We start from the raw sequence: 25422 nt of genomic DNA on the forward strand, positions 1-25422 counted from the left end.
TGAGTTTTGCCCTCATCCCCTAACCCCTTCTCCCAACACGGGAGAAGGGGTTAGGGGATGAGGGGCACTGCTGTGCTACTACAGATGTACCAGATGTAAACGAGAACTGCTATATCTCTAATTCCTAACTGCCGGTTTCTGTTTATTGCTAACTTCTAAAGGCAGAAAAATCGTTAAAACTTCGCCATAGTGTGGACGCTGGCGCACAATTAGTTTGCCACCGATCGCCTGAAACAAATGCTTGGTTGCAGCGATATTCAAACTAATCGTACCTGTTTCTGGTTGGAACATCAGCAGTTGACCTAGAGCCTTACGAATTGGTGGCGTTGCAGGTGTGGCGGCTTTATTTGAATCTTTGCACCGGAATTGCGGCGATAATTGTAACTTCAGTTGATCTCCAGCGGGGATAACTTGTACTTGAATATGGCTGCCAGGGGGCAAGCTGCGAGTAAAATTTTCTATCAAACCAGTCAGAACCTGATCCAGCATGGTAGGATTGCTTACCACTGTCGGTAGTTGCTGGGGGAAAACAACATTTAAAGTTAAGTTCCGCCGATGCGCTGCTTGTTCCCACCGGGGAATACTTTGCTGCAACACTTGATCTAAAGACATCGGCGTGAGTTGAGTTTTTGACGATTTTGCTGAGGCAGTAGTTTCTAGTTCTGCGGCCTTAAACAGCAATTCCATGCGGTCAATTTGCTCGGTACACTCGTGATCGATAACTTTTAAGCGATTGATCACACTAACATCTAAGTCTCGCCGCTTCAACAGCAGACGAGTCATGGTGCGAATTGTTGTTAAAGGTGTGCGGACTTCGTGAGCGAAGGCTTGGAGCAATTCTACATCAGGATTTGGGGAAGGTGGGGCCCCCTCTGGGGATAAGGGGTAATGGGGATTGGGCACTTGTACTGAGCGTTGCCCAAGTATTGGGCATGAGTTATTCTCCTTGTCCCCCTTATTCTCTTTCTCCCCAGTCCCTAGTAAAGAGTCTCTAGTCTCTTCTGGTTCTGTTAATTCTTGAAGCAACAACTGGCTAAACTGAATCATCATCCGGTAGTCTGGTGCTACCGGAGAATGCTGTTCTACTAATGCGTCCAAGCGGGCAAAAAATTCTGGATTAGCCAGCATTACCCGTGCCCCTAGCGATCGCCAAGCCTGCTGTACTACCTCTGGCTCAAAAGAAAATGAAAAGGTTTTTTTACCGTTTTTGTGGGTTGCTAAAACCAGTACTAATCTAAATTTATCTGTAAAAACCAAGCAAAACTGTTCCGCCCCCAGCGGATCGGCAGGTAGTAAAGGAAGTACCGATTCATGGGGAGCAATTTCTTCATGGACAGACGCGATTGCACCTGGCATCTGAAATGGCATCAGCGCCAAGGGGTTAAATGGTTTTGCTGTAAAAGTTACTGTTTGTAAACTTTGGGTCAGTTTTGGCTGACTAAATAACGGTGCTGGTGCAGTTAAAACTAATCCTTGCGTTGTGTCAGCTGAAGGAGCTGCTAAAGTATTTAATAGCAAATGTTCTGTCGCTGCGAGGCTGACACGCCACTGCTGCTCTGCTTTAGCAGGTGAACATTCAGCCACACTTGATTGATTTTCAGCCAAGATTTCGCTCAGGCTTGGCAATATCCATTTGTACACAGGCTTTCACCCCTTAATTCAAGAGCGACTAACAGCGTCTAGGGTAGACATTTCACTACTACTTAAGAGGTTATAGCTATTTGTGTACTGGTGACAGTGGTAGAACCGAACAATTCAGGCGCAATTTCCCCTATAATAGCGATGTCTACGACGGGCTATTCGGCGTCGCAGTTATGGGCTGAAAAATATTTGCGCTGAATTTTACCGATAGGGATGGCGATCGCAGATGCAAGTTTGAGAAGGGATAAACCTCATTTCGTCAGATGCAGCAAGCTACCTAAAAGAGTCCATCTGCGTAAGCGTAGCCCGTCGTAGACATCGCATTTTTTTGAGTAGATTAGCAATAGACTATCTCAAGGGCATTTTATGACTTCTTTTGAAACTTCAGTTGAAGATTTGGTACTAGTTGCTGGTGCTACTGGTGGAGTCGGGCAACTGGTGGTAGGCAAACTGCTAGAGAAGGGTTTGAAAGTTCGTGTCCTGACACGCAATGCCACAAAAGCTGAAAAGATGTTTAACCAAAGAGTGGAAATTGCTGTTGGTGACATCCGCCAACCAGCTACACTGCCAGCCGCAATGCCAGGTGTCACCCACATCATAAATTGTACTGGAACCACTGCCTTTCCCTCTGCGCGATGGGAGTTTGACCAACCCCCAAACTTGATTGAATGGGGAATAATTTTCCTTAATCCCAAATCTAGCGAAGCAAAAGCAAAGAATAGTCCGGCAAAGATCGATGCTCAAGGTGTCAGCAACCTAGTAGCAGCAGCACCCCAGAATTTGAAGCGATTCGTTTTTGTCTCTTCTTGTGGAATTCTCCGTAAAAATCAGTTTCCTTTTAGTATTCTTAATGGTTTTGGCGTGTTGGATGCCAAACAAAAAGGCGAAGAGTCGATTATTAGTTCCGGATTACCCTACACCATTATCCGCCCAGGACGCCTCATTGACGGCCCCTATACCTCATACGACCTCAACAGCCTCCTGAAGGCAAAAACTGGGGGTAAATACGGTGTGGTCATAGGCACTGGGGATACACTTTCGGGTGATGCCAGCCGAATTGACGTCGCAAATGCTTGTGTAGAATGCCTTTTTCAGCCAAGTAGTTCTAGGAAAATTTTTGAAATAGTCAACCAAGGACAAAGACCGCCTGTAATTGACTGGGAAACTCTTTTTTCTTCGCTCTGAGTAACTGCTAAGTGCTGAGTCATATTTTATCCAATCTCCAATTCCCAATCCCCAATCCTGACTGCTTCTGTAGTTTATTGCCTCAAAAGACGGCAAACACCACTCGGACGTTACGGTTCACCCTAATTACTGAAAGTATTAATTCTTCTACATTAGACAGAGTGAAGACAAATTAATCCATGAACCAACTAAAAACACAATTTAGTTAGTTTAACCGTCCCAAGCAAGGTTCGGGAAACCACCCTTCATGGACTGGCTACCACTAAGCTTCAGTATATATATCAGCATAGTCTGGAGTTTTAACCCCAGGAAAGCCAAAACAAAGGTGTTCATGCTGAACTGGCTGATTTCTTGACCCTGTTGGTTCAAAATTTAGTGCTTTATATTCTCATTCATTCATTTGTAGTTATACGGAGCCAGCACCTAAAATGGCAAAAGTAGTTGGAATTGACTTAGGAACAACGAACTCCTGCGTGGCAGTGATGGAAGGTGGCAAACCCACAGTAATTGCTAATGCTGAAGGTTTTCGGACAACGCCATCAGTAGTCGCATTTGCGAAAAATGGCGACAACTTGGTTGGCCAAATCGCCAAACGCCAAGCGGTGATGAACCCCGAAAATACGTTTTACTCAGTCAAACGCTTTATCGGTCGCCGCTACGATGAAGTGAGTAACGAAGCTACGGAAGTTTCTTACAAAGTTCTCAGCAGCAACGGCAATGTCAAATTAGATTGTCCGATAGCTGGTAAACCGTTTGCTCCTGAAGAAATTTCTGCAAAAGTTCTTCGCAAACTAGTTGAAGATGCCAGCAAATACCTGGGTGAAACCGTAACCCAAGCTGTAATCACCGTTCCCGCATACTTCAACGACTCTCAACGGCAAGCGACAAAAGACGCTGGTAAAATTGCCGGAATTGAAGTTCTGCGGATTATCAACGAGCCTACCGCTGCTTCTCTGGCTTATGGATTTGACAAGAAGAGTAACGAAACCATCCTAGTATTTGACCTTGGTGGTGGTACCTTCGACGTATCCGTGCTGGAAGTAGGAGATGGAGTTTTTGAAGTACTAGCCACATCTGGTGATACTCACCTTGGTGGTGACGACTTTGACAAAAAAATAGTTGACTTCTTAGCTGAGAAGTTTAAAAAAGCCGAAGGTATTGACCTGCGGAAAGACAAACAAGCTTTACAACGTCTGACTGAAGCCGCAGAAAAAGCCAAAATTGAGCTTTCTAGCGTCACCCAAGCAGAAATTAACCTACCATTTATCACCGCAACCCAGGATGGGCCCAAGCACCTGGATACAACCCTGACTCGCGCTCAGTTTGAAGAACTTTGCTCTGACTTAATCGACCGTTGCCGTATTCCTGTGGAAAACGCCCTCCGGGATGCCAAGTTAAACAAAGGCGATATTGATGAAGTGGTGTTAGTTGGTGGTTCTACCCGTATTCCCGCAGTCCACCAGATTGTGAAGCAGGTATTGGGTAAAGACCCCAACCAAAGCGTTAACCCTGATGAAGTCGTAGCAGTTGGTGCAGCCATTCAAGCCGGGGTACTGGCTGGTGATGTAACTGGCATCTTGCTGTTAGATGTGACACCGCTATCTTTGGGTGTGGAAACATTGGGCGGGGTGATGACCAAAATTATCCCCCGTAACACGACAATTCCCACCAAAAAATCCGAAGTGTTCTCCACGGCTGTGGATGGACAAACCAATGTAGAAATTCACGTCCTGCAAGGTGAACGCGAATTCTCTAACGATAACAAGAGCTTGGGAACCTTCCGCCTCGATGGTATTCCTCCTGCACCACGTGGCGTCCCTCAAATTGAAGTGGTCTTCGACATTGACGCTAACGGTATCCTTAACGTCACCGCTAAGGACAAAGGTACTGGTAAAGAACAGTCCATCAGTATAACTGGCGCTTCCACCCTGGATAAAAATGACGTTGACCGGATGGTGAGAGAAGCTGAACAAAACGCTTCATCTGACAAAGAGCGGCGTGAGAAGATTGAACGCAAGAACCAAGCCGATTCTTTGGCATACCAAGCTGAAAAGCAGTTACAAGAATTGGGCGATAAGGTTCCCGATGCTGACAAGACCAAAGTCGAAGGTTTGGTGAAAGAAGTGCGGGAAGCAGTTGCTAAAGAAGACGATGAGCAAATCAAGAAGCTCACCCCAGAATTGCAACAAGCACTATTCGCCGTTGGTAGCAACATCTATCAACAAGCCGGTGGCGGTGCTACACCTGGTGCTGAACCTCAAGACAATAGCGGTTCCACATCTAGCTCTGGTAGCGGCGACGATGTGATTGACGCTGATTTCACAGAGAGCAAGTAATTCCCCTACTTCTTTTGGGAAGATTGTTTTGTCCGACCTCATATTACCCACTCAGGCATTTGTCTGGGTGGGGATTTTTTTAATGAGTTAGGAGTTAGGAATTAGGAGTTATATCAAGTTCGGTTAATCCCTTATGCCATATCCACAAGCACCTTGGACACTTCAAGGTTATGCTATCCAAACTCTGCATTTGGTAAATATTGACCAAGTGCGCCCTTTGATTCCCTTAGAGTTAGACATTGTTTCTGTATGGCCTGGTAAAACCCTCGGTAGCGTGTATTTATCTAATTACGGGTCAGGTTCAGTACTGGAGTATAGTGAGTTAATTGTTGTCCCAGCTTTGATTAATTACCAGAGGAAAATCGGCGGTTGGATTTCCCATATTTATGTAGATAATGCTGATTCGGTGGCTGGTGGTCGAGAAATTTGGGGACTACCAAAGGAACTAGCTGAGTTTACCTGGGAACAAGGAAAGCATATTACTGTGCATCAAGAAAACCGTAAATTGTGTAGTCTTAAGTATAATCAACAAAGCTTGGCATGGAGACAGCGATTAAGTGCTTCTAGTTTCAGCGCTAAGGGTGCTGATTTGCTGATATTCCCTGCTGAATTTGAGTCTCTGTTGGGTTTGATTGGTTCTAAGTTAGAAATCCCCATCGAAAGTCCTTTTTCTGGAATAGGCTTAGGTCAGCCTTGGTTAACTGTCCGTTGTGAGCAGTTGAGTTTGCGGGTTGATGCGCCAAAAGTGGTAGGTCAATCAATTTTAGATTAATTTAAAGGTGTTTTATTTGACTCTAAATAAGACACCTTGAGCTTTCACTTTTTTTTGTAGATGTCGTCACAGAGATAGCGATCGCTCCCTGCTTTTGGGTTATTCTTGAGATAATCATGAGCCTCGTCACAACCGCGCTTGAGCAGTTCTTTCAGGTCAAAATTCCAAACTGATATTCCGTTGTCCAAAGGAGCGGCAATAGTTTTACCATCTAGACTAAAACTAACATCATCGTTACCAAAGCGATCGCTAAAGGTTGCTAGCAAAGTACCATCAATGCTCGATAGTTTAACAGTCTTATCACTAGCAGATGCAATCATCTGACCATTAGGGCTGAAACTGACTTTATTGACAGGCTCTTCAGTATATAAATTTTTTCTTTCCTTGCCTTCTAAACTCCAAACTCTCACAGTTCTGTCTTTACTAGCAGAAGCAATCATTTTGCCATCGGGACTAAAATTGACACTGTTGACACTATTATCATGCTTGTCAAAAGACATAAGCATTTTGCCATCAAGTTGCCATACTTTAACAGTTTTGTCATCACTAGCTGAAGCAATAAGCTGACTATCTGGACTAAAACTGATGCTGTTAACATTGTCTTTGTGCCCTCTGAATGTCTTGAGAAGCTTGCCGTCAGTCCGCCAAAGTTTTACAGTATTATCCTTACTGGCTGAGGCTATTAATTGACCATTAGGGCTGATGCTGATGCTTGTAATCTGATTAGTATGTCCTTTCATAGACTGCAACAGCTGCACTTTCTTACCTATTGCACTAGGAATCTGCCAGAGTTTTACTACATCTACACCACTAACAATCGCTATTGTGTCAGTGTTAACAAAGTTCACTTCTTTAACCCAATTACCTTGGTTCTTGATAGTTTTAATTGGGGATATATTTGTACTGGTATTGCTATCAATTCTCCATAATTGTACTTCATTCTCTTGCGTGCGGATAGCTAGAGTTTTATCCTTGAAGCTCATTGGCAATTCATCATCCTGCTCTTCAATTTTATCAGTAGCCAAGCGCTCAATCTTCCTATTATTCAGACCTATGATAGTTTTGAGCCAAGTACCATCCTGACGCCAAATTTCTAGTGTGTTTTTATTAGTGTGGATAACTAAAGTTTGACCATCATCATTAAAAGTAATAGATTCAATATTTGCTTTTTTAGTTTTAACTTGAATAGTTCTGAGGAATGTACCATCACTTTTCCATAGTTTGACACTATTCTTTTCTTCCATTGTGGCTAAAGTTTGCAAATCTGGGCTGAAGCTATTTACATTTTTATCAATTTTCGAGAGTAAATAGCCATTACTTCTCCAGAAAATCAATTGTTGATAATCTTGATAAACTATAACCTGACTATCCTCTGTAAAATAAGGTCTGGAGATGCCATCATAGATATAGATATTTATTTCTGAAAACGTTCTAAGTAACGTACCATCAATTCGCCATAATTCTAACTTGAATTTTACTCTTTTATCACGTATATCAGGTCTGATAATGGCTATTAATTTTCCATCAGGGCTAAAAGTTGCTATACCTTGTAAATCATTAATAGACTTAATTTTTTTACCCTTTCGTTGCCAAAAATTCAGAGTTCTTCCATTTTGAATAGCTAAAACTTCGCCATCATAACTAAAACCTATACTCTTGTATTCATTACCATTAATAATATTAATTAACTTACCATTTCTCTGCCATACTTTGATAGTTTTATTCTCATCATAAGTAGCAATAGTTTCGCCATTTGGGCTGAAAGTTATTTGCTTCACCCTATTTTTGTCACCTTTGAGCGTAGAAATATATTTACCGTTACTTGTTGATAGTTCTACTCTATTGTCATTTTTAACTAGTGCAATGGTTCGTCCATCGGAGCTAAAGCTTCCCGGTATAACATCGCCCTGGAGAGTTTTAATAAAAGTACCATCGCGTCGCCAAAGTTGTACTGTACGATCCTCACTAGCTGTAACTAACATCTGGCTATCCGGACTGAAACTAAGTTGTGAATTATGCCCTGGTAAGGTTGTCTTGAGAGCACCGTTTTGCTTCCACAGTCGTACATTGTCTTCACCACTCACAGAGGCAATTAGCTGACTGTTGGGGCTGAAACTCACATTGTTTACTACAGATTCATCAGGGTTTTTGAAATCTCTGTTCTTTTCTAAACTCCAAAGTTTCACAGTTCTATCCTCACTTCCAGAGGCCAGCATTTGAAAGTCAGGGCTAACGCTGACGCTGGTGATATTATTTCCATGTCCTTTGAGTTCAAAGGTCGTTCCTGTATTTTCGGTGTCAATCTGGTCGATTTCTACGCTTACAGTACTTTCGCTAAAACTAGTTAAAGCAATACTCTTACTATCAGGACTAAAACTTACACTCCCAGACGAGCTAAGGGTTTTGATCAAGGAACCGTTACGTCGCCAGAGTTTTATATTGTTGTATTCACCTGCTGAAGCTATGGTTTGACCATCAGGGCTGAAGGTAACTTCGGTAACAGGAATTTCATTATTTAATGTTTTGATAGCTTTGCCATTCAAAGTCCAAAGTTTGACCATGTTGTCTTCACTACCAGAAACAATTAGCTGACCATCAGGACTGAAGCTGACGCTATTAACACTTTCCTTATGCCCTTTAAAGGTTGTGATTACTTCACCTTTAAGATTCCAAAGTTTGAAAGTTTTGTCCTTACTTGCAGAAATCAACTTTTGACCATCGGGACTGAAGTTGATACTGGTAATTTCCTCTTCGTACCCCTGGAAGTTGGCGATTTCTTTGCCATCCCGACTCCTAATAAGTAGTACTTTACCGTCTTCACTGCCAGCAACTACCATCTGATCATCACGGCTGAAGCTGACGCTGGTAATCTTTTTGTTATAAGCTCTAAAATTAAAATTAGGAATTTCTCTGCCGTCCCGACTCCAGATTTTCACTGTCCCATCTTCACTGCCAGTAACTACTCTCTGACTATCATGGCTAAAACTCACACGGGTGACAGTATCTTTATACCCTTCTAAACTGTTGCGCTCTCTTATTTTATAAACTACATCCTGTAGTGTTGTCACCAGTTTCATTTGGGTTTCGGGTTGTACTCCTATTGACCACCATTGTTGTAATCGTTTACCTGCTTTTAGAGCTTCTACAAGCGCTTCCAAATCTTTATTTGAGTTAAGTTGATTTTTTGACTCCTGAGTCATAGAGTAGAGATTGGCATTGTTCTGACTGATTAACACTAGTGGCAAGAATATTGCTAATCCCCCAGCGATCGCCCCTAATGCTACTTTCCAGACTAAGCCGCGACGTGTCTCTAAAAGTTGTTGTTGCAGAACCTCATTCAGCTTCGCTTCTGTCAGCTTCCGTTGCTCTCTCTCCTTTTCTAACTCAGCAATTAATCGGGCTGATTGTTGCTGGCGAACGAACGGCACTAAATAATCATGTACTAGTTGATAGCGGTCAGCCGGTGATGCTGGTACCCTCAACACTAATCCTGATTTGATTAATATTTCTAAAACTAAGTCTAATTTTTCAGCTTTTATATCTAACTCTAATTCCAAATCAGCACGATTTTTGAGAGGGCGAGTATTGTTTTCATCTGTGAGCAAGTACAAAACTAGTTTGGCTATTTGTTCATTATCAGAACCGCAGTCTTTGACGATTTGTTCTAAAAATCGCCCAACAAAGTTTTCTTTGGGCCCATGTTGTTGATATTGTTCTAGGCTGGTTATTTTTTCTGTTTGTAGTTGCGCTCCTACCACTTGCAACTCAATCGGGCGTACTTCCCCTAAATCTCTAGCTAAATCATTTACCAATTCATTAATTAATGCTCCTTCTAAAACTAACTGGCTTTTTTCAGTTAATGTTTGAATAATTTTTTTAGCATCCTCTACTGAAAAATTATCCAGAAAGTAGAGAATATCTTTGTCTAAAATATTGTTATTAATTACTTCAAAATTAGCAAGGCGATTATTACATTCCAATAGATAATAGACATAATCTTCACGTAAAGATAAGATAACTTTTACAAAGGGTATATCTAGGCATTCGCGTAAAAATTCATAAAAAGGCCTCCTACTAGTCGGGTCTTTATAAATGAAGAAAAATTCTTCAAATTGATCAAAGATTAAAACTGTTAGTAGGTTGTAATCATCATGTTTTGCTAATTGGTTGAGGATAGACCTTTGCCCTAAACCCTCTTCTAACAGAGGAGGGGAGTACGCTTTCCCCCTGACTTCGGAGGTTAGGTAACAGAGAGCATCTCTTAGCCGATTATTCAGTTCTCCAATCCAATCTGGATAAACTTGTTGCAAAACAGGTAAAACATCACGAGTTGCAATTGATTTTTGTTTCAATGCTGGGATTAATCCAGCCTGTAAAATCGAACTTTTGCCAACGCCTGATTGCCCATGAATTATTGTTAGTTTACGGTCAGATTGACCCATGCGTTCAATTAGGCGATTAATATCTTGCTGTCTTCCAGAAGCAGCAATTTCTGTCGCTACTGTTGCTTGTTGTTCAAAGGATGGTAAAGCCGGGTTATTTTCCGTCTGTTGAGGCTGTAACCTACCTGCACCAATGAAAGCACGGAAACCATATTGCTGTTCAATTGAGCGCTGCTCTTGTTTAAGATGAAATGCCGTGAGATATTCACCTTTTTGAAAGTAGCTTGCTCGTAAGTCTGCCAAAATGTGAATGTAAAGCTCTGGATCGTATTGGGGTTTGGTTTCTGTTTTGGCAGTTTCTAAGGTTTCGAGTGCTGCTTGTGAGAGATTTAGTGCAGATTGCGATCGCGCTAGAGCAAACAAATACCAACCCCGATGATACGACCTTTCCCAATCTAAATCTGCTTTCATCTCCTCTGAGACTGGGTTAGCTGTATCTATTTGCACACTATCTAGCAGCGAAAGCGCTTGTTGTGCCGTTCGTTTTGCCTCATTCCAAGCTGATTTAGCGATCGCCACTTCAGCCATAAAACCGTAAGCTCTAGCTAGTTTAAACCGATCAAAATAAGTTTGATGCAGAGCTAATGCTTTATTAGCAACAACTTCCAACTCCTCCCAGCGATGGAGACTTTGCAAGATAGCTCCCAAAGCGTTGATAAATTTAGCTACCAATTCTTGGCGGTTAGCTTGCTCGAATACCTCAATACATTGCTGAAAATAATCTTTGGCAAGATTATGAGCGCGATCGCGTTCGGGGTGATGCAATACTGCGTAGGTTCGCCACCATAATCCCATAGAATACTGTAAACAGGCGCGTCGCTCTAAAAACTGAAGAGATGAAGTGTCTTGACTAAAAAGTATTAAGCTGCGCTCGTAATGTTGCCCTGACACTTCCAGTGAGCTAGAAGTAGCTCGACCTAGCATAAATTCTAAACTCGCCTCAAGCTCTGGATTCAGACTCAAACGACGATTTTGCAAATCATGCCATGCTGACTCCAATTCAACGCGACGCGGAGAGCCAATTTGTAAATTAAGTGCGGTGTTGTCGAGATATCTGCCTGCACCAGCGGCTAAAACTTTTTCAAAGACTTCATTCGCAGTTTGCTGGATAAAATCGATTAAATCATCAGTGGCGATCGCAAATTCAACAGTTGTACTCCAACTGTGTAAATCTGGTGCTAATCGTATGAGTTTGTGCAGTACCTCATCTGTTACCCACAACACCAACGGGAAGTGGAAATTTTTTCTCAACTCTTCCCTTACCTGATTAGCCGCACTCAGAACTTGTTCAAGTTTAGTAACCGCCTCTAAACCAGACACAACTAAGACCTGGGGATGCTCCAAGCCTAGTGAGTCTTGGATAGTCTGAAAAAATGTCTTAATTGACTTATCCAGAACTATTTCCCGAATTTCCAAATCGCTGGATGCTTGCAGACTTTGTACCAAACGTTTTCGCAAATTAGCTGCATTACAAAGTGCCAAAATCAGAGAAAATTCTTTTTGAGAAGTAGCGATCGCCCATGCTAATTCTTCTAAAGAATTTTCGTTGTCGATTGTGAGTGGCTGTGGATCACTCATGACTAGACCTCTTATTTATGGGGAGATGGGGAAGTAGGGGGAGCAGGGGGAGATTAAAAACTCCTAACTCCTAACTCCTCACTCAGAACTTAAAACTGCAACCTTGGTGCTTCTGCCAAAATTGGATTAATTTCAAACCAAGACCCTTGAGTGTCTCGGTACTCATAGACGAATCGACTGTGTACCAAAACTCGGTATCCATTATCGCCGCTGACCCATTTTCGTTGTTGTACCTGGCGCAGCAAGTCCCACTCATCATCTGTGATTGCTAAAGTCATTTGATTGCAATAGGCTCTAATTACGGTTTCTAACCCCGCACGAGATAGAGGCAGTCTTCTTTCCTTTTTGATCCAATCATTGAGCAGTCTGAGTAATTCTCGGACATGACCGCCACTGATTCGGCACAGTCGATTTAAGGTTTGCTGAGTATCAAAAATCTCTGTAATCAGGGCGACGCGATCGCTGGACTGGACATCAGGGTAGGCTCTTGCTAATATCATCTGTTGCAACAGTGCCATCCCCTCGGCACATTCACTGCCATCTCTCAACTGCACTGGCACCATTGGCAACACTTTTGGATCTACCATAAATCGCTGTGTCAACCGACTCAAGTCATTGGAAAACATCAACTCTAAAGGCATGGTGTAAACCACGTGGCACTTGAGTTGAGTTAATTGTTCTCCCCGATCTACAAATAGATATTCAGGCTGGGGTCGTCCCCAAGACTTAGCAGCAGTTTCGACGCGATCGAGATTATCGACAATTACCACTAGTCCTTTTTTGCCGTGTTGCTTCAGTTTAACTATGGCAGGTTCGAGTAATTCCTCGTTAATTACATCTAAAATGCCTTTTGTGCGCGGCCCTAAATATTCTCTTAACTTGTTGCGAAGTTCCGGGCTATTTTTGGCTTTGGCTGTAATCTTGCCAATGCCTAGCGCCACCACTGATACTCCTTCTTTCTCATTTGCTTTCAGCTCTCCAATACCTGGAATTTTCGCTTCAGCAGCAAATTTACCTTCAGTACTTGCAGAAAACTTACCAATACCAGGAAGTGATGCTTCGGCAGAAACCTCAACTTCCGTCATCAACAGTTTAGCGGCTCCTTGAAGTATTTTCTTCAGACCTTGGGGTTCAGGAATTTCCAGTTTTTCTAAGCTATTGAGACTTTCACTAACTCGGCGAGCTACGCTCAATAAAATATCACTGATATCGACATCACCCATTTCCAGGTCTTGACTGGACTCAAAATATACCACATGGAAGTCTGCTTGCTCTAATTCTGCTTTCAGTCTGAGCAATTCTGTCGATTTACCACAGCCGATGTGTCCTGTAAATAATTCGCAGGTAGGGCCTTCAGGTGAGAAAAAGGTAATATTCTCCTTTAACTCCTCAATGATCCTGCCACCGCGCACTGAGGAAAAATCAATATAGTACTTTCGATCCTCGGCATTTTCTACAGCCAAGGTCTTGCTAGGGTTGCAAGCCTGATAAAACTTCTGTAAATCCAGTTCCATTAACTACCTCACAACAAGGCTTTTCTTTATTGTCAACACAAACCCTGTTACATATTCCGCAAAATTGTTTAGCTTAAACGAAAAGAAGCCCCACGTCTCACCCTGTACTCAGGGGAGCGTGGGATGAATTTTTGGGTGATAGCGAAAGCGGTAGCCGGTACTCCGGCGTCTGACGAATTGACCACCAACCAATTCAATTCTACGAATTGAGAGGGCAAGGGGTCGATAAGGAATCACCATTTTCGAGTTTTAATGAATCAATAAAATCTTCAATAACATGGGTCATAGTTGTATCTTTTTGGACAGAATATAAACGTAGTTTGTTTAATCTGCGTTCCGATATTCTCAGATTTAATGCTTTGTTTTTCATAAATGCCTATACAACATCTTTACGTTTATGCTATCATGCTTATAGGTCGAAAAAACAATCTTAATATTAAAATGAGAACTTCATATCAGTACAAAATCAAACCTAACAAAGAACAAGTAGAAAAGATTGATAAGACACTTGAAATGTTGCGTTATCAATATAATTACCTGCTTGCTCAAAGGTTTGATTGGCATGAAATGAATCGATGTCCTATCGATAGATGTCCGTTAATCTGCCATTTACCAGAGTTGAAGGACAAGCCTAACTACTACAGTCAAAAAGCATTACTAACCCAGCTAAAAGTGGATAGACCTTGGTACAAAGACATACACTCTCAAGTACTACAGGAAGTCCCTAAAAAAGTTGAAATAACTTTTGATAGATGGCTTGCTGGTGATGCTAATGGTAAAAAATCTGGTAGACCTCGGTTTAAAGGTAAAGGTCAATACAAAACTTTTACTTATCCTCAGTTTAAGCGTCACCACTTTGTCAATAATAAAATCACACTATCAAAAATAGGTGATGTTAAAGTAATTGTTCATCGTCAAATACCAGATGGTTTCGACATTAAAACCGTATCCGTCACAAAAAAAGCCGATGGCTATTATGTTACTCTAAGCCTTGATGACAAAACAGTTCCAATCATAAAGCCTGATTTTAATCTTGATAATATTGTTGGTATTGATGTAGGGTTGATAGATTTTTATGTTGCTTCTGACAACACCCGAATTGCTGCACCAAAGTATTTACGTAAAGCTGAACGTAAATTAAAGTCAGCACAGCGTAAAGTCTCACGTCGCAAGAAGGGTTCTAATCGCCGCAAAAAAGCGATTAAGCAGTTGGGTATAAAGCATAAAAAAGTTGCTGATACTCGCAAGGACTTTCACTTTAAAACAGCTAAAATATTGCTTGATAAGTACGATGTCATAGCTGTTGAAAAGTTGAATATAAAAGGACTCGCTAAAACATGGTTAGCTAAAAGTATAAATGATGCCGGATGGCGACAATTTATAACCATACTTTCAAACAAAGCCGAAAATGCTGGGTTGAAAGTGATAGCTGTAAACCCCAACGGTACTAGTCAAGAATGTTCTAGTTGTGGCACTAAGGTCAAAAAGACCTTATCTCAAAGGATACATAACTGTCATGCCTGCAAGACTTCTATATGTCGGGATCTAAATGCCAGTATAAATATAAAGAATCGTGGGGCGCACGATCTTAAAGCTCAGAAAATGTCTTCATTGAAGAGTCTCTGAGAAGCCCAAACTCAATCGGTACTCCGATGAGTGTGGGTACGTCACAGACTGAGAGTGGAACTGGGGATACTTCTCTACGAACGCGAACAGCGTGTTGCAGACAGAGGCTGCGCCAAGGACAGAGCTACGCTGGGGACTGGGGATTGGGGAGTAGTGTAGTTCAATTACTTTGCCCCTAACTTCCCAACATCTGCAAGTTATGTAAAGTGGCATAAAGCCCTCCCTGTTGCAGGAGTTGATCGTGACTTCCCTGTTCGATTAATTCGCCACGCTTGAGAACAAAAATCCGGTCTACATTCCGAATCGTAGATAAGCGGTGAGCGATAATAATGGCGGTACGTCTGAGCAAAAGCTGGTTTAATGCCTCTTGAACTAAAGCTTCTGTGCCAACATCCAAACTAGCCGTAGCTTCATCTAGTACCAAAATTTGGGGATTGCGAATGGCAGCCCGCGCAAAGGCTAAAAGTTGCTTTTGACCACTAGAAATATTTGTACCCCGTTCTCGAAGTTGAGTATCATAACCTTGGGGTAGTTCTTCTATAAACTGGGAAATGTTGGTTTCTTCTGCTGCTTGTTGAATCTGTTCAATGGTATAACCATCTCCTAAAGAAATGTTGCTTTTAACATCGCCAGCAAACAAAAAGCCTTCTTGTAAAATTACTGCCATGTAGCGCCGCAGTTCTGCTTGTGGGACTTCCCGAATATCTACGCCATCTATGAGAATACGTCCTTGGGTGGGTTCGTAGAGGCGGCATAAAAGACGGATAATCGAAGTTTTACCTGCACCGGTGGGGCCGACTAATGCAATTTTTTCACCAGGATGAATGGTGAAATCTAAGTCTTTAATTACGTAATCATCATTTTTGTAAGCAAACCAGACGTGATCGAAGCGAATCTCTCCCAGTTCTGGGGGGGAAGTGAGGTCTGGGGATTCTAGATTTGCCACGATCTCATCTATGTAGCCAAATTTCGCATCAAATATTGAGAAGCGGACATTGGCGCGATCGCGGATTTCTATCGGTTCATCTAATATATCGCCGACGCGTTCTATGGCAGTGAAACCAGCTTGAATTACTGTAAATTTTTCGGCAAAAGCCCTTAAAGGGTCAAATAATCGCTGGGCATACAATACAAATGTAGATAAAGTCCCAAAAGTCAAGTTTTTTTCCAACAGCAACCAACCACCCACGCACAAAACAGCTGCGATCGCAATCAGTCCAATCCATTCTAAGGTTGCTGAAACAAATGAATCATAAAAGATGGTTTTATCCATTTGCTGAGTGTAGCCGCTGTTTGTCGCCCGAAATAATTCGGCATTAAATTTTTCTCTGCGGAACAACTGTACGACGTTAATACCAAGCACATTCTCTTGTAACTGTGAATTCAGGATCGAAAGTTCTTCTCGTCCTTTGTAATTGGCTTTGCGGTATTGTTTTTGAATGTAAACAATTACCCAGCTAGTTGGTAACAGCATCAATAGCAGCAAGCAAGAAAGTTGCCACTGGATGGAAAACATTAAACCCAAAGTCACCAGCATTAAAAACAAATCGGATACAATGCCAACTGCCCCAGTAGAAAAGACATCGCCTAACACTTCCACATCGCTGGTGATTCTGGTAATTAATTTACCTACGGGTGTGCGGTCAAAAAAGCGTACCGCCAGAGATGTCACATGCTGAAATAAGTCTTGGCGAATTGCTGCGGTGATTTGTTGCCCTAGCTTTTGGACTATATAACCTTGGAAACCTGTCAACATTGATTGGATGGCGATCGCAATTACCAATAATCCCTCTAGGATATTTAGCCCTTGCGAGAAGGGACGATTCCGGAAAAATTCGTAAGCGCTTGGTTCCTTACGAATCAGGGAGATTATTTGGCCAATCAAGAAGGGTTGTACAGCATTAGCTAGTGCGATCGGTACGAGTAGGCACATCGACAGCGCCAGTAGCCGTCCGCTACGACGGGCATAAGGCACCAAACGCAAAAATAACCGCCAGTCATTCTCAGTCCGACGATGTTGCGTATAAGATTTTTTGAGAGATTGATAGATGCTCATAGTAAGAGCATTATATTTTATATTAATGTTTGGAAAAAACACGCTTGTTTAAAGTAGCGTTTGTCTTCCTACTCTGATACCATGCCTGAGATAGAAACTGCAAGACTACTACTAAGACCCTATACTCCTCAAGACTTAGATGAACTTGCTCCCATTTTGAGCAATCCAGCAGTTATGAGGTATTCACATAGAGGGACTATGCCTAAAGATCGGGTCAAAGAAGTAACAAGAGAAAATATTACAATTTTTTATTACACAGATGATTCCCTTTACATTTTGTAAATTTAAATTTGAATTGGGGTGATTATGCCTGAGATAGAAACTGCGCGGCTACAACTCAGGCACTTTTCTCTAAAAGACTTTGATTACCTATTTCGCCTCTACAGCGATGTAGAAGTCATGAGGTATCTGTCCCCAAGAACAAGAGAACAAACCCAGGCAAGTTTAAGGAAACATATCCAACACTGGCAACAACACAACTTTGGGATGTGGGCAGTAATACACAAAGAAACTGGTACAATGATTGGTCGTTGTGGACTTGGTTTTCTGGAAAATACGCCGGAAGTTGAGATTGGCTATGTGTTTGACAAGTCCTATTGGAACATGGGACTGGCGACTGAAGCATCTCTTGCAACTTTAAAGTTTGGATTTGGGGAAGTGAAGCTAGATCGGATAGTAGCGATCGCACATCCAGAAAACCTCGCTTCAGTGCGGGTGATTCAAAAGGTAGGGATGAAGTACGAAAAGAATGCTAGCTATTACGGCCATGATGTAGTGTACTACGCTATCTCACACACAGAATGGCCACCGGATGATTCCCTTTACATTTTGCAATCTTAAAACTATCAATATATTCAAGATTGGTGTGCCCCTACCATCTGTTGTATCTATATAGGTGTAGCGGCTTCAGGCAGGGTACGAAAACTGCTATGCGTCCCTACTACAGAATTTGTATTAATTGCTTCATAAATATTCCTGTAAGTATGAAACGATATCATACTTCTCTGTTTTCGTCTTATATCTAAAGATAGAAGATTAAGGGTAAAATTTGGGAAACCAAAGAGGGGTTCATTCCCAAGAGATGTCTTGCCTACTTATCGCAGAATGCAACTGAGGTCAGATGATCCAACCTTTAAATCAAGTCAAAGAGTGGGAACAACGTCGTGATCAAGCAAACCGCTACTACCAACGGGGGAAATTTCAACTTTGCTGAATATGGGAAGCCTTTACGCTACAACAAAACGCAAAAGAATGGCGCAATCGTGCTACCAAAAGGCCCAAGAGTTAGCAGAGCAAATCGAATATCAACCACTCCTGGAAAAAGTACAGCAGTTCATAGATTCTCTGTAGCGTGAAGAGGGCGGTTAGAAACTGCCCTTTTCACCTTAAGTTGACTTAAGATTTACTCTTTGTGTCCCGGCGTCACCGCATCCTAAAAAGTTTGCATGGCATACGTTCAGATGTTTTCGCATTGGATGATTGGCGATAGCCTAGTCTTGTACTGTGGCGTTTGAGCTATTGACAAACATAAATTCTATGAAAGCTTACGAAATTCAAAGCAACGCCGGGATTGATGCCCTGGCATTAGTCGATCGCCCTGAACCAAAACCCGCAGCTGGACAAGTTCTGATTCAAGTCAAAGCAATATCCTTAAATTACCGCGATCTGCTTGTCATTGAAGGAGCTTACGGTGCTGGACAGAAATATCCGTTAATTCCCGTGTCTGACGGTGCGGGGGAAGTTGTGGCGGTGGGGGAAGGTGTGACACGGGTGAAAATAGGCGATCGCGTGGCTGGTATTTTCTTCCAAGACTGGATTTATGGCTCTTTAACCAAAGAGAAAATGAAATCCGATCTCGGAGGCGGTATCGATGGAATGCTGGCTGAGTATGTCGTATTACACCAAGATGGTTTAGTGATATTACCTGACCACTTATCCGATATTGAAGGCGCAACTTTGCCCTGTGCAGCAGTCACAGCTTGGCACGGATTGGTGACAAAAGGCAATATTCGCGCAGGTGATAGTATTTTATTACTCGGTACTGGGGGAGTTTCAATTTTTGCTCTCCAGTTTGCCAAGATACATGGTGCTAGAGCGATTATTACTTCCAGCAGTGATCAGAAGTTGGCACAAGCCAAACAGCTTGGTGCTGACGAGACAATCAACTACAAAATAACACCAGATTGGGAAAAGCAAGTTTATCAATTGACCAATCGCACAGGTGTAGATCATGTAGTTGAGGTAGGCGGTGCAGGTACTCTGCCAAAATCGCTACAAGCAGTCCGTATTGGGGGACGTATTAGTTTGATTGGCGTATTATCTGGCAGAGGAAATGAGATTGACCCCATGCCAATACTTTTTAAGAGTTTAACAGTTCAAGGAATTTATGTTGGCAGTCGAGAAATGTTTGAGGCGATGAATCAGGCGATGCAACAGCATCAAATTAAACCGATTATTGATCGAGTTTTCCCATTCACTGAAGCACGGGAGGCTTATCATTACCTCAAAAGTGCCGCTCACTTCGGTAAAATTGTAATGACGCTCTCTACGTTCGCGCTAAAAGCGTAGCTGGCTTCTCTGTGCCTCTGCCGGTTTAAAAGTAATTTATTTAACCACTCCAGACGCAGAGAACACAGAGTTAAGAGATTAAAGAGGAATTTTTTGAGCAAAATTTTTACTCACCTTGAAAGGGCTAGTCCTATTAACTCGTTCCCATGCTCTGCGTGGGAATGCATTTATTGAGGCTCTGCCTCAAGTCTAAAAAGGCGGAGCCTCCAGAACCCATTCCTTGCCAGAGCCAAAGAACGAGAGGATAAATTTATTTAAACAGCAGCGAGAGTAGGCGCAGCGAATTTAGCATATCGCTCGATGTAGAATTCTTTAGAGTGAGCGATCGCTTTCACCGACTCACGTTCCTTAAGAGCGTGCTTCCATTGCCGCAGACGGGTGAATTCAGTCGGTATGCCAAAGCCACGATACTCTCTCAGTGCAGCCCAGCGCTCAAACCAGGGGAAATAGGTGAAATCGACCAAACTAATGGATTCACCAAACCAGTAAGGGCCTTCCTTAGATAGCTTTGCTAAACCTTCGTTTTCAATGAATTCCAGGTGTTTATATAGTTCCTCTTTAGCTTCTTCTTGTTTTTGGGGATCTGAACTCCGCAGCAGAGTCGAAAAAGTGGGAACGAACCTGGTGTTAGCAAAATCGATCCAGATGCGAGCCTGTGCCCTAGCAATGGGGCTGCTGGGTAACAGTGGTGGATTGGGAAATACCTCATCGAGATACTCATTAATTACTGCTGATTCCCAAACTCGGTTATCGCCATCAGTTAGTGCAGGTACCTTACCATCTGGAGAAACTTTAGTAAACCCTTCAGGCTTATTCTGCAAATCAATCTCAATCAAATCGAAGTCGATGCCTTTCTCTTGGAGTACCAAGCGGGTACGGTGAGCATAAGGGCAAACAACTGCACTGTATACTTTGATTTGGGCCATGTTTAAGTTCCTTGGTAAATAGGACTTGTTAATCGGCATTGGGAATTGAATATTCATCCAAAATCCCAAATCTTAAATTGTTAGTGTCACAAAATCTTTTTGAGACGGGTGTAGCTGGAAAAATTCTCGACACTAACCAAATTTTTAATAATCAGAAGTTCGTAGTAAGCACTAAAGTGCTTAGAGGATGTTTGAAAAGCTAATTTTAAACTTGACAGACTTCTAGAGCCAGAGGCTCTTGGAAGGCGTTACCAGTCTGGAGACTGGTAACGAGGCATCTCAGTACTCTTATGGTGCTGGGTTTGGAGACTGAGCATGAACTATATCCAACTCTTCCAAAATGTCTTTGTTGAGAACTACATTTATACTTTCCAGATTCTCTTTGAGTTGTTCCAGTGTCGTAGCACCAATAATTGTGCTAGGGACAAACCAACGACTCCGCACAAATGCCAAAGCTAGATGTGCTGGACTCAGTTGATGGCGCTTGGCAATTTCCACATAAGCTTCTACTGCTTGACTTACTTTTGGTTTGAGATAGCGCTGACCAAAATTTTCAAACAAAGTGACTCTTGCTTTCTCTGGTTTGCCGTTGAGGTATTTGCCACTCAAGAAGCCAAATGCTAAAGGACTATAAGCTAGTAACCCAATTTCTTCGTGATAAACTGCTTCTGCTAAGGCTCCGTCAAATACTCGATTCAGCAAGTTGTAAGCATTTTGAATCGAAACAACTTTGGGCAATCCTAATTGTTTAGCAGCGTTACTAAACTGGGCAACTCCCCAAGGGGTTTCGTTACTCAAACCGATATAGCGAATTTTCCCTGCTTTAATTACGTCGGCAAAAACTGCTAGCTGTTCAGTGATGGGAACTGTTTCCCCTACCTGAGTTGGATCGAATACCGTTTGCCCAAACCGTGGCACATAGCGATCGGGCCAGTGGATTTGGTATAGATCAATATAGTCTGTTTGTAATCTTTTTAGACTATCATCTACAGCTTGTTTGATATTATTGCGGTCAATTGCTTTGGCTCCACCACGTACCCATTTAAAACCTCGACCCGGGCCAGCAATCTTAGTAGCTATAATCAGTTGATCTCTTTGTTGGCGTTTTAACCATTCTCCAATGTAAGTTTCAGTTGATCCATAAGTTTCAGCACTTGTTGGTACTGGGTACATCTCCGCTGCATCAATAAAGTTGACTCCTTGGGCAATAGAATAATCTAGCTGCTCGTGCGCTTCTTCAATAGTATTTTGCTGTCCATAAGTCATAGTGCCCAGACAAATTTCAGAAACTTTTAATTCACTCTTGCCAAGTTGGTTGTACTTCATACTTCTGCGCTGTTATTCAGTTGATTGAACAGTGGTATTTTTGTTGGAAATTTTGCATTTTGTCAATCACACGATTATTTTTAAGTAAATTAGCTCCAAACAACACTGAATTTGGTACTAAGCCAACATAAATTTTTCAGCAAACATTAATCTACTAATACTACTAAAAACCGATAGATAAAACGTATTTTATGGATGCAGTTGTTTATTATTGCATAGATTAACCAGATAAGTAAGCGAGTTTGGAGTAATAAAAATTCTAAAATTGTAGTTGAAAATACTTGCTTTTATTGAGTATTTATGAAATGGACTTTGTTAGCTGAAATAATAACTACTGTAAATAGACTGGATTATCGTAGTATATCAAAGAGTCTGAAGATTCTTCGAGAATTAAAACTTAATAAATGTTTATATGAGGTACGTGGCTTTGATTTTTTTTAAGTTTCTCTGCCCGAAACAGCACTCAGCTTGATGTAATTGCGACTCCAGGCGATCGCGATCGCATTTTCTCAGGAGTCTTTTGACTAATTTTATTTTTTCTTAATTTCGCTACTGATAAAAACCTTTTGCAAGGGTAGTGATATAAAATATACTAAGAATAAATACAGAGAACGACCAAGTAATTCTCTGCGAGTACTCATTTTTTCATATAAAGGAGCATATTATGGAATATCTTGCATATTCTCACATGTTTATTGCTCAAGAAGAGGCATCTGGAAACACTAAGTATAATCTTCCTCAACCTCAATTCAATTGGAAAAAACTGCTTAAATCTTCGGCTTGGTTAGCTTTAGCTGGGGTTGGTGTATTATTTGCTGCTGTAACCGAAATTCAAATGAGTTCGGCTGCGTATGTAAAAACTAACGGCAGTTGTTTGCGTGTTCGTTCAGGCCCAAGCAGCAACTACTCGTATGTGGACTGTGTACCAAATGGCGCAACACTTCCAGCAATTGAAAGGTATGAAAACGGTTTTGCTAGGCTTTCTACGGGTAGATACATTTTTGCCCGATGGATTGGTGATAAACCTAACAATCCTCCTGTGACTAAACCTGGTGGTGTTGGCGGTTCGGTGATTCTTACCCCTGGTTCTAAAGGTCAGCTTGTCAAAGACGTTCAAACAGCTTTAGGTAATCTCACAGTTGATGGAATTTACGGTGAAGAAACTGTTAGCCGAGTCCGAAGCTTTCAGGAAAGTAAAGGTCTACTTGTAGATGGTGTTGTAGGCCCCGAAACTCGAGTAGCTCTGGGTATTTAGCCAGAAGCCACCCTTTGAAAATCTCCTTTCCAAGTTCTACCTGTTTTCTTGCGGGATCGAGAGAAGTCATAAATCACGAACTTAAATCAAAACTTTGCAGCGTCTCCCCGTCATCAGGCGGGCAATACCACCTCACAAGAACTAGTAAAAATGAAAACCGGGGTAAAAGCCGGTTTTATGCACCCTAAAAAACAGAAATTTGGCATTTTGTTTAAAAAAAGTTCTTAAGTTGATGTTTCTGATGAAATACCCAAGTAATTTTGTACAATCTGCAAAATGCGCTCTGCTGCATGACCATCTCCGAAGGGATTGATTGCATTTGCCATTGCTTCATAGGCATCTGAGTCACTGAGTAACTCAGATGCAGCTGCAAAAATGTTTTCACTCGTAGTGCCTACAAGTTTAGCTGTACCGGCTACAACAGCCTCTGGTCTTTCGGTGGTGTCTCTCAATACCAGTACTGGTTTTCCTAAGCTGGGGGCTTCTTCTTGCAAGCCACCAGAGTCAGTCAGCAAAAGATGCGATCGCCCAATTGCTCCCACCAATTCGCCATAATCTAGAGGATCTGTCAAGAAAATTCGGGGATGATTCCCTAAAAGTTCCTGCAATGGGACTCGCACTGTTGGATTACGGTGCAATGGTAAGAGGATTGCTGTATCAGGAAACTTGTCTAAAATTTGTAAAAAGCCCTGAGCGATCGCTAACAGAGGTTCTCCCCAATTCTCCCGACGATGAACTGTTGCTAACAGAACTCGATATGATTCCCAGTTTAAACCTGGTACATTACAAACTACTTGGGTTGCAGCAACATTTAACAATGCATCAATTACCGTGTTACCCGTCATGTGAATTTCACCCAAAACACCAGAACGATGCAAGTTTTCCACAGCCCAAGGAGTCGGCGCAAAGTGCAACTGAGTAATTTGAGAAATCAATCGGCGATTAGCTTCTTCTGGGTAAGGATTGAATATATCATCAGTTCTTAACCCTGCTTCTACATGACCAAGAGGGATTTTTTGATAAAAAGCTGCCAAAGCTGCGGCAAAAGCCGTCGTAGTGTCTCCCTGCACGAGTACTAAATCTGGCTTTTCCACCTTGAATAATGCTTCTAACCCTTGTAAACTACGGCAAGTAATATCATTTAGAGATTGCTGAACCTGCATAATTTCTAAGTCATAATCTGCCTTGATGTTGAACAGTTGCATAACTTGCTCAACCATCTCTCGATGCTGTCCAGTTAGAATTACTTGCAACTCAAAACCTGAAGACTTCTGGAAAGCCTGAATCACTGGAGCTAGTTTTATCGCTTCTGGGCGAGTACCTAAGATAATGCAAACGCGTTTTTGATTAGTCATCAGTCATTATTCATCTGTGATTTGTCAATGGTTATAGTCAATGGTCTATGGTCAATAGTCAATAGTTGGCAGTCAATCATCACACAAACCATAAATATAAAAGGATAAATCACACAAGATATAAAAAAACCCGGCTTAACCGGGCAAATGCATTGTTTCTCAAATTCAACTGTAATCACTACATCTTGATCTCACAAATGAAAAAACCCGGCTTAACCGGGCAGACGCACTGTTTGTCGAGTTCACCTGTAATGACTATTTAATCTCACAAGTTAGAGGGCAAGCAGCGTAAACACTAGTCTGCATTTGGTCTGCCTCTCCATGCAGCCAGCTTAACCATTTAACTTCACTAGGATGAACTCCTTTAAGAGTTAGCACACCCGCAGCCAATAGAACTGCCATGACATTAAACATTATTAGAGCGCCTGCTACAAGCAATACCGCACTAACAGGCATCACAGATTGCAAGATAATTGACAACAGACATCCGACAGTAGCCATCAAGACAACTAGTGGAAAACCCACAACCAACAAACATACTGCTAATGTAAAAGTCCATATTAAAAAGCTTTTAATCATCAACAAGGAGTAGGTCTTTCCTTGATTAGAGCTTTGAGCAGAAACCATGACTTTTCCTCCCAAAATACACAGCAAATTTTAACTTCAGTCATATCTTGCTTTTGGCAAGTTAAACTGAATTGTTTCAGTGAAATTCAGTATATAAAAACTAATTGGGAAAATGAGCATTTGTTTACTAAAGTTTACAGTTAATTTTTTGTAATTATGGATATAAAGTCAAGTTTCTATCTATTAAAAAAACTTGTTCACTGCATCCGTCTTGA

16 protein-coding genes and 1 pseudogene are annotated in these 25422 nt (G+C 41.9%); 9 read left to right on the top strand and 8 right to left on the bottom strand.

The window, feature by feature from the left end; translation table 11 throughout:
- Window positions 1-117: 117 nt before the first annotated feature.
- A complete protein-coding gene (locus V7K62_RS21015) occupies window positions 118-1641 on the bottom strand; it encodes a sensor histidine kinase (RefSeq protein WP_334867437.1) in 1524 nt (507 codons plus the stop codon).
- 366 nt (window positions 1642-2007) lie between these two features.
- On the opposite strand from V7K62_RS21015, the gene V7K62_RS21020 reads away from it, so the two are divergent.
- The 3 genes from V7K62_RS21020 to V7K62_RS21030 all read left to right on the top strand — a co-directional run bounded on the left by V7K62_RS21020 (window position 2008) and on the right by V7K62_RS21030 (window position 5934).
- Complete coding sequence (locus V7K62_RS21020) at window positions 2008-2826, top strand: SDR family oxidoreductase (RefSeq protein ID WP_334867438.1); 819 nt, start codon at window positions 2008-2010, stop codon at window positions 2824-2826.
- A gap of 428 nt (window positions 2827-3254) precedes the next feature.
- Window positions 3255-5162 carry a molecular chaperone DnaK gene (gene dnaK / locus V7K62_RS21025; RefSeq protein ID WP_334867440.1) on the top strand — a complete coding sequence of 636 codons (1908 nt, stop codon included), beginning with the start codon at window positions 3255-3257 and terminating at the stop codon, window positions 5160-5162.
- A gap of 133 nt (window positions 5163-5295) precedes the next feature.
- The gene (locus tag V7K62_RS21030) at window positions 5296-5934 is read left to right on the top strand and encodes an acetoacetate decarboxylase family protein (RefSeq protein WP_334867442.1); all 639 of its coding nucleotides are present in this window, start codon (window positions 5296-5298) and stop codon (window positions 5932-5934) included.
- Between the two features lie 44 nt (window positions 5935-5978).
- On the opposite strand, the gene V7K62_RS21035 is transcribed toward V7K62_RS21030, so the two are convergent.
- The gene (locus tag V7K62_RS21035; RefSeq protein WP_334867444.1) at window positions 5979-11954 is read right to left on the bottom strand and encodes an nSTAND1 domain-containing NTPase; all 5976 of its coding nucleotides are present in this window, start codon (window positions 11952-11954) and stop codon (window positions 5979-5981) included.
- 89 nt (window positions 11955-12043) lie between these two features.
- Window positions 12044-13468 (bottom strand): ATP-binding protein, encoded by a 1425-nt coding sequence (locus V7K62_RS21040; RefSeq protein WP_334867446.1) that lies wholly within the window; start codon window positions 13466-13468, stop codon window positions 12044-12046.
- A 441-nt stretch (window positions 13469-13909) separates the two neighbouring features.
- On the opposite strand from V7K62_RS21040, the gene V7K62_RS21045 reads away from it, so the two are divergent.
- Window positions 13910-15094: an RNA-guided endonuclease InsQ/TnpB family protein gene (locus V7K62_RS21045; protein WP_334867954.1), complete on the top strand. Its 1185-nt coding sequence runs from the start codon at window positions 13910-13912 to the stop codon at window positions 15092-15094.
- A 175-nt stretch (window positions 15095-15269) separates the two neighbouring features.
- On the opposite strand, the gene V7K62_RS21050 is transcribed toward V7K62_RS21045, so the two are convergent.
- Window positions 15270-17150 (bottom strand): ABC transporter ATP-binding protein, encoded by a 1881-nt coding sequence (locus V7K62_RS21050; protein WP_334867448.1) that lies wholly within the window; start codon window positions 17148-17150, stop codon window positions 15270-15272.
- Between the two features lie 81 nt (window positions 17151-17231).
- On the opposite strand from V7K62_RS21050, the gene V7K62_RS21055 reads away from it, so the two are divergent.
- The 4 genes and pseudogenes from V7K62_RS21055 to V7K62_RS21065 all read left to right on the top strand — a co-directional run bounded on the left by V7K62_RS21055 (window position 17232) and on the right by V7K62_RS21065 (window position 19718).
- The gene (locus tag V7K62_RS21055; protein WP_334867956.1) at window positions 17232-17432 is read left to right on the top strand and encodes a GNAT family N-acetyltransferase; all 201 of its coding nucleotides are present in this window, start codon (window positions 17232-17234) and stop codon (window positions 17430-17432) included.
- Between the two features lie 24 nt (window positions 17433-17456).
- A complete protein-coding gene (locus V7K62_RS21060) occupies window positions 17457-17990 on the top strand; it encodes a GNAT family N-acetyltransferase (protein ID WP_334867450.1) in 534 nt (177 codons plus the stop codon).
- 351 nt (window positions 17991-18341) lie between these two features.
- A pseudogene (locus tag V7K62_RS31610) lies at window positions 18342-18500 on the top strand (tetratricopeptide repeat protein); the annotation flags it as partial.
- A gap of 186 nt (window positions 18501-18686) precedes the next feature.
- Window positions 18687-19718, top strand: a complete 1032-nt coding sequence (locus tag V7K62_RS21065) for a zinc-dependent alcohol dehydrogenase family protein (protein WP_334867452.1) — start codon at window positions 18687-18689, stop codon at window positions 19716-19718.
- A 254-nt stretch (window positions 19719-19972) separates the two neighbouring features.
- Here the strand turns inward: V7K62_RS21065 and V7K62_RS21070 are convergent, their stop codons facing one another.
- Together V7K62_RS21070 and V7K62_RS21075 are read right to left on the bottom strand one after the other, a co-directional pair.
- Window positions 19973-20644: a glutathione S-transferase family protein gene (locus V7K62_RS21070; RefSeq protein WP_334867958.1), complete on the bottom strand. Its 672-nt coding sequence runs from the start codon at window positions 20642-20644 to the stop codon at window positions 19973-19975.
- Between the two features lie 288 nt (window positions 20645-20932).
- The gene (locus V7K62_RS21075) at window positions 20933-21970 is read right to left on the bottom strand and encodes an NADP(H)-dependent aldo-keto reductase (RefSeq protein WP_334867454.1); all 1038 of its coding nucleotides are present in this window, start codon (window positions 21968-21970) and stop codon (window positions 20933-20935) included.
- Window positions 21971-22634: 664 nt separating this feature from the next.
- Here V7K62_RS21075 and V7K62_RS21080 point away from each other — a divergent pair.
- Window positions 22635-23225: a peptidoglycan-binding protein gene (locus V7K62_RS21080; RefSeq protein ID WP_334867456.1), complete on the top strand. Its 591-nt coding sequence runs from the start codon at window positions 22635-22637 to the stop codon at window positions 23223-23225.
- A 224-nt stretch (window positions 23226-23449) separates the two neighbouring features.
- Here the strand turns inward: V7K62_RS21080 and wecB are convergent, their stop codons facing one another.
- Both wecB and V7K62_RS21090 read right to left on the bottom strand, forming a co-directional pair.
- The gene (gene wecB / locus V7K62_RS21085; protein ID WP_334867458.1) at window positions 23450-24580 is read right to left on the bottom strand and encodes a non-hydrolyzing UDP-N-acetylglucosamine 2-epimerase; all 1131 of its coding nucleotides are present in this window, start codon (window positions 24578-24580) and stop codon (window positions 23450-23452) included.
- 255 nt (window positions 24581-24835) lie between these two features.
- The gene (locus tag V7K62_RS21090; protein WP_334867460.1) at window positions 24836-25207 is read right to left on the bottom strand and encodes a hypothetical protein; all 372 of its coding nucleotides are present in this window, start codon (window positions 25205-25207) and stop codon (window positions 24836-24838) included.
- Window positions 25208-25422: the final 215 nt, after the last annotated feature.

Origin of the sequence: Nostoc sp. (assembly GCF_036917935.1) — a bacterium.
GTDB lineage: Bacteria > Cyanobacteriota > Cyanobacteriia > Cyanobacteriales > Nostocaceae > Nostoc.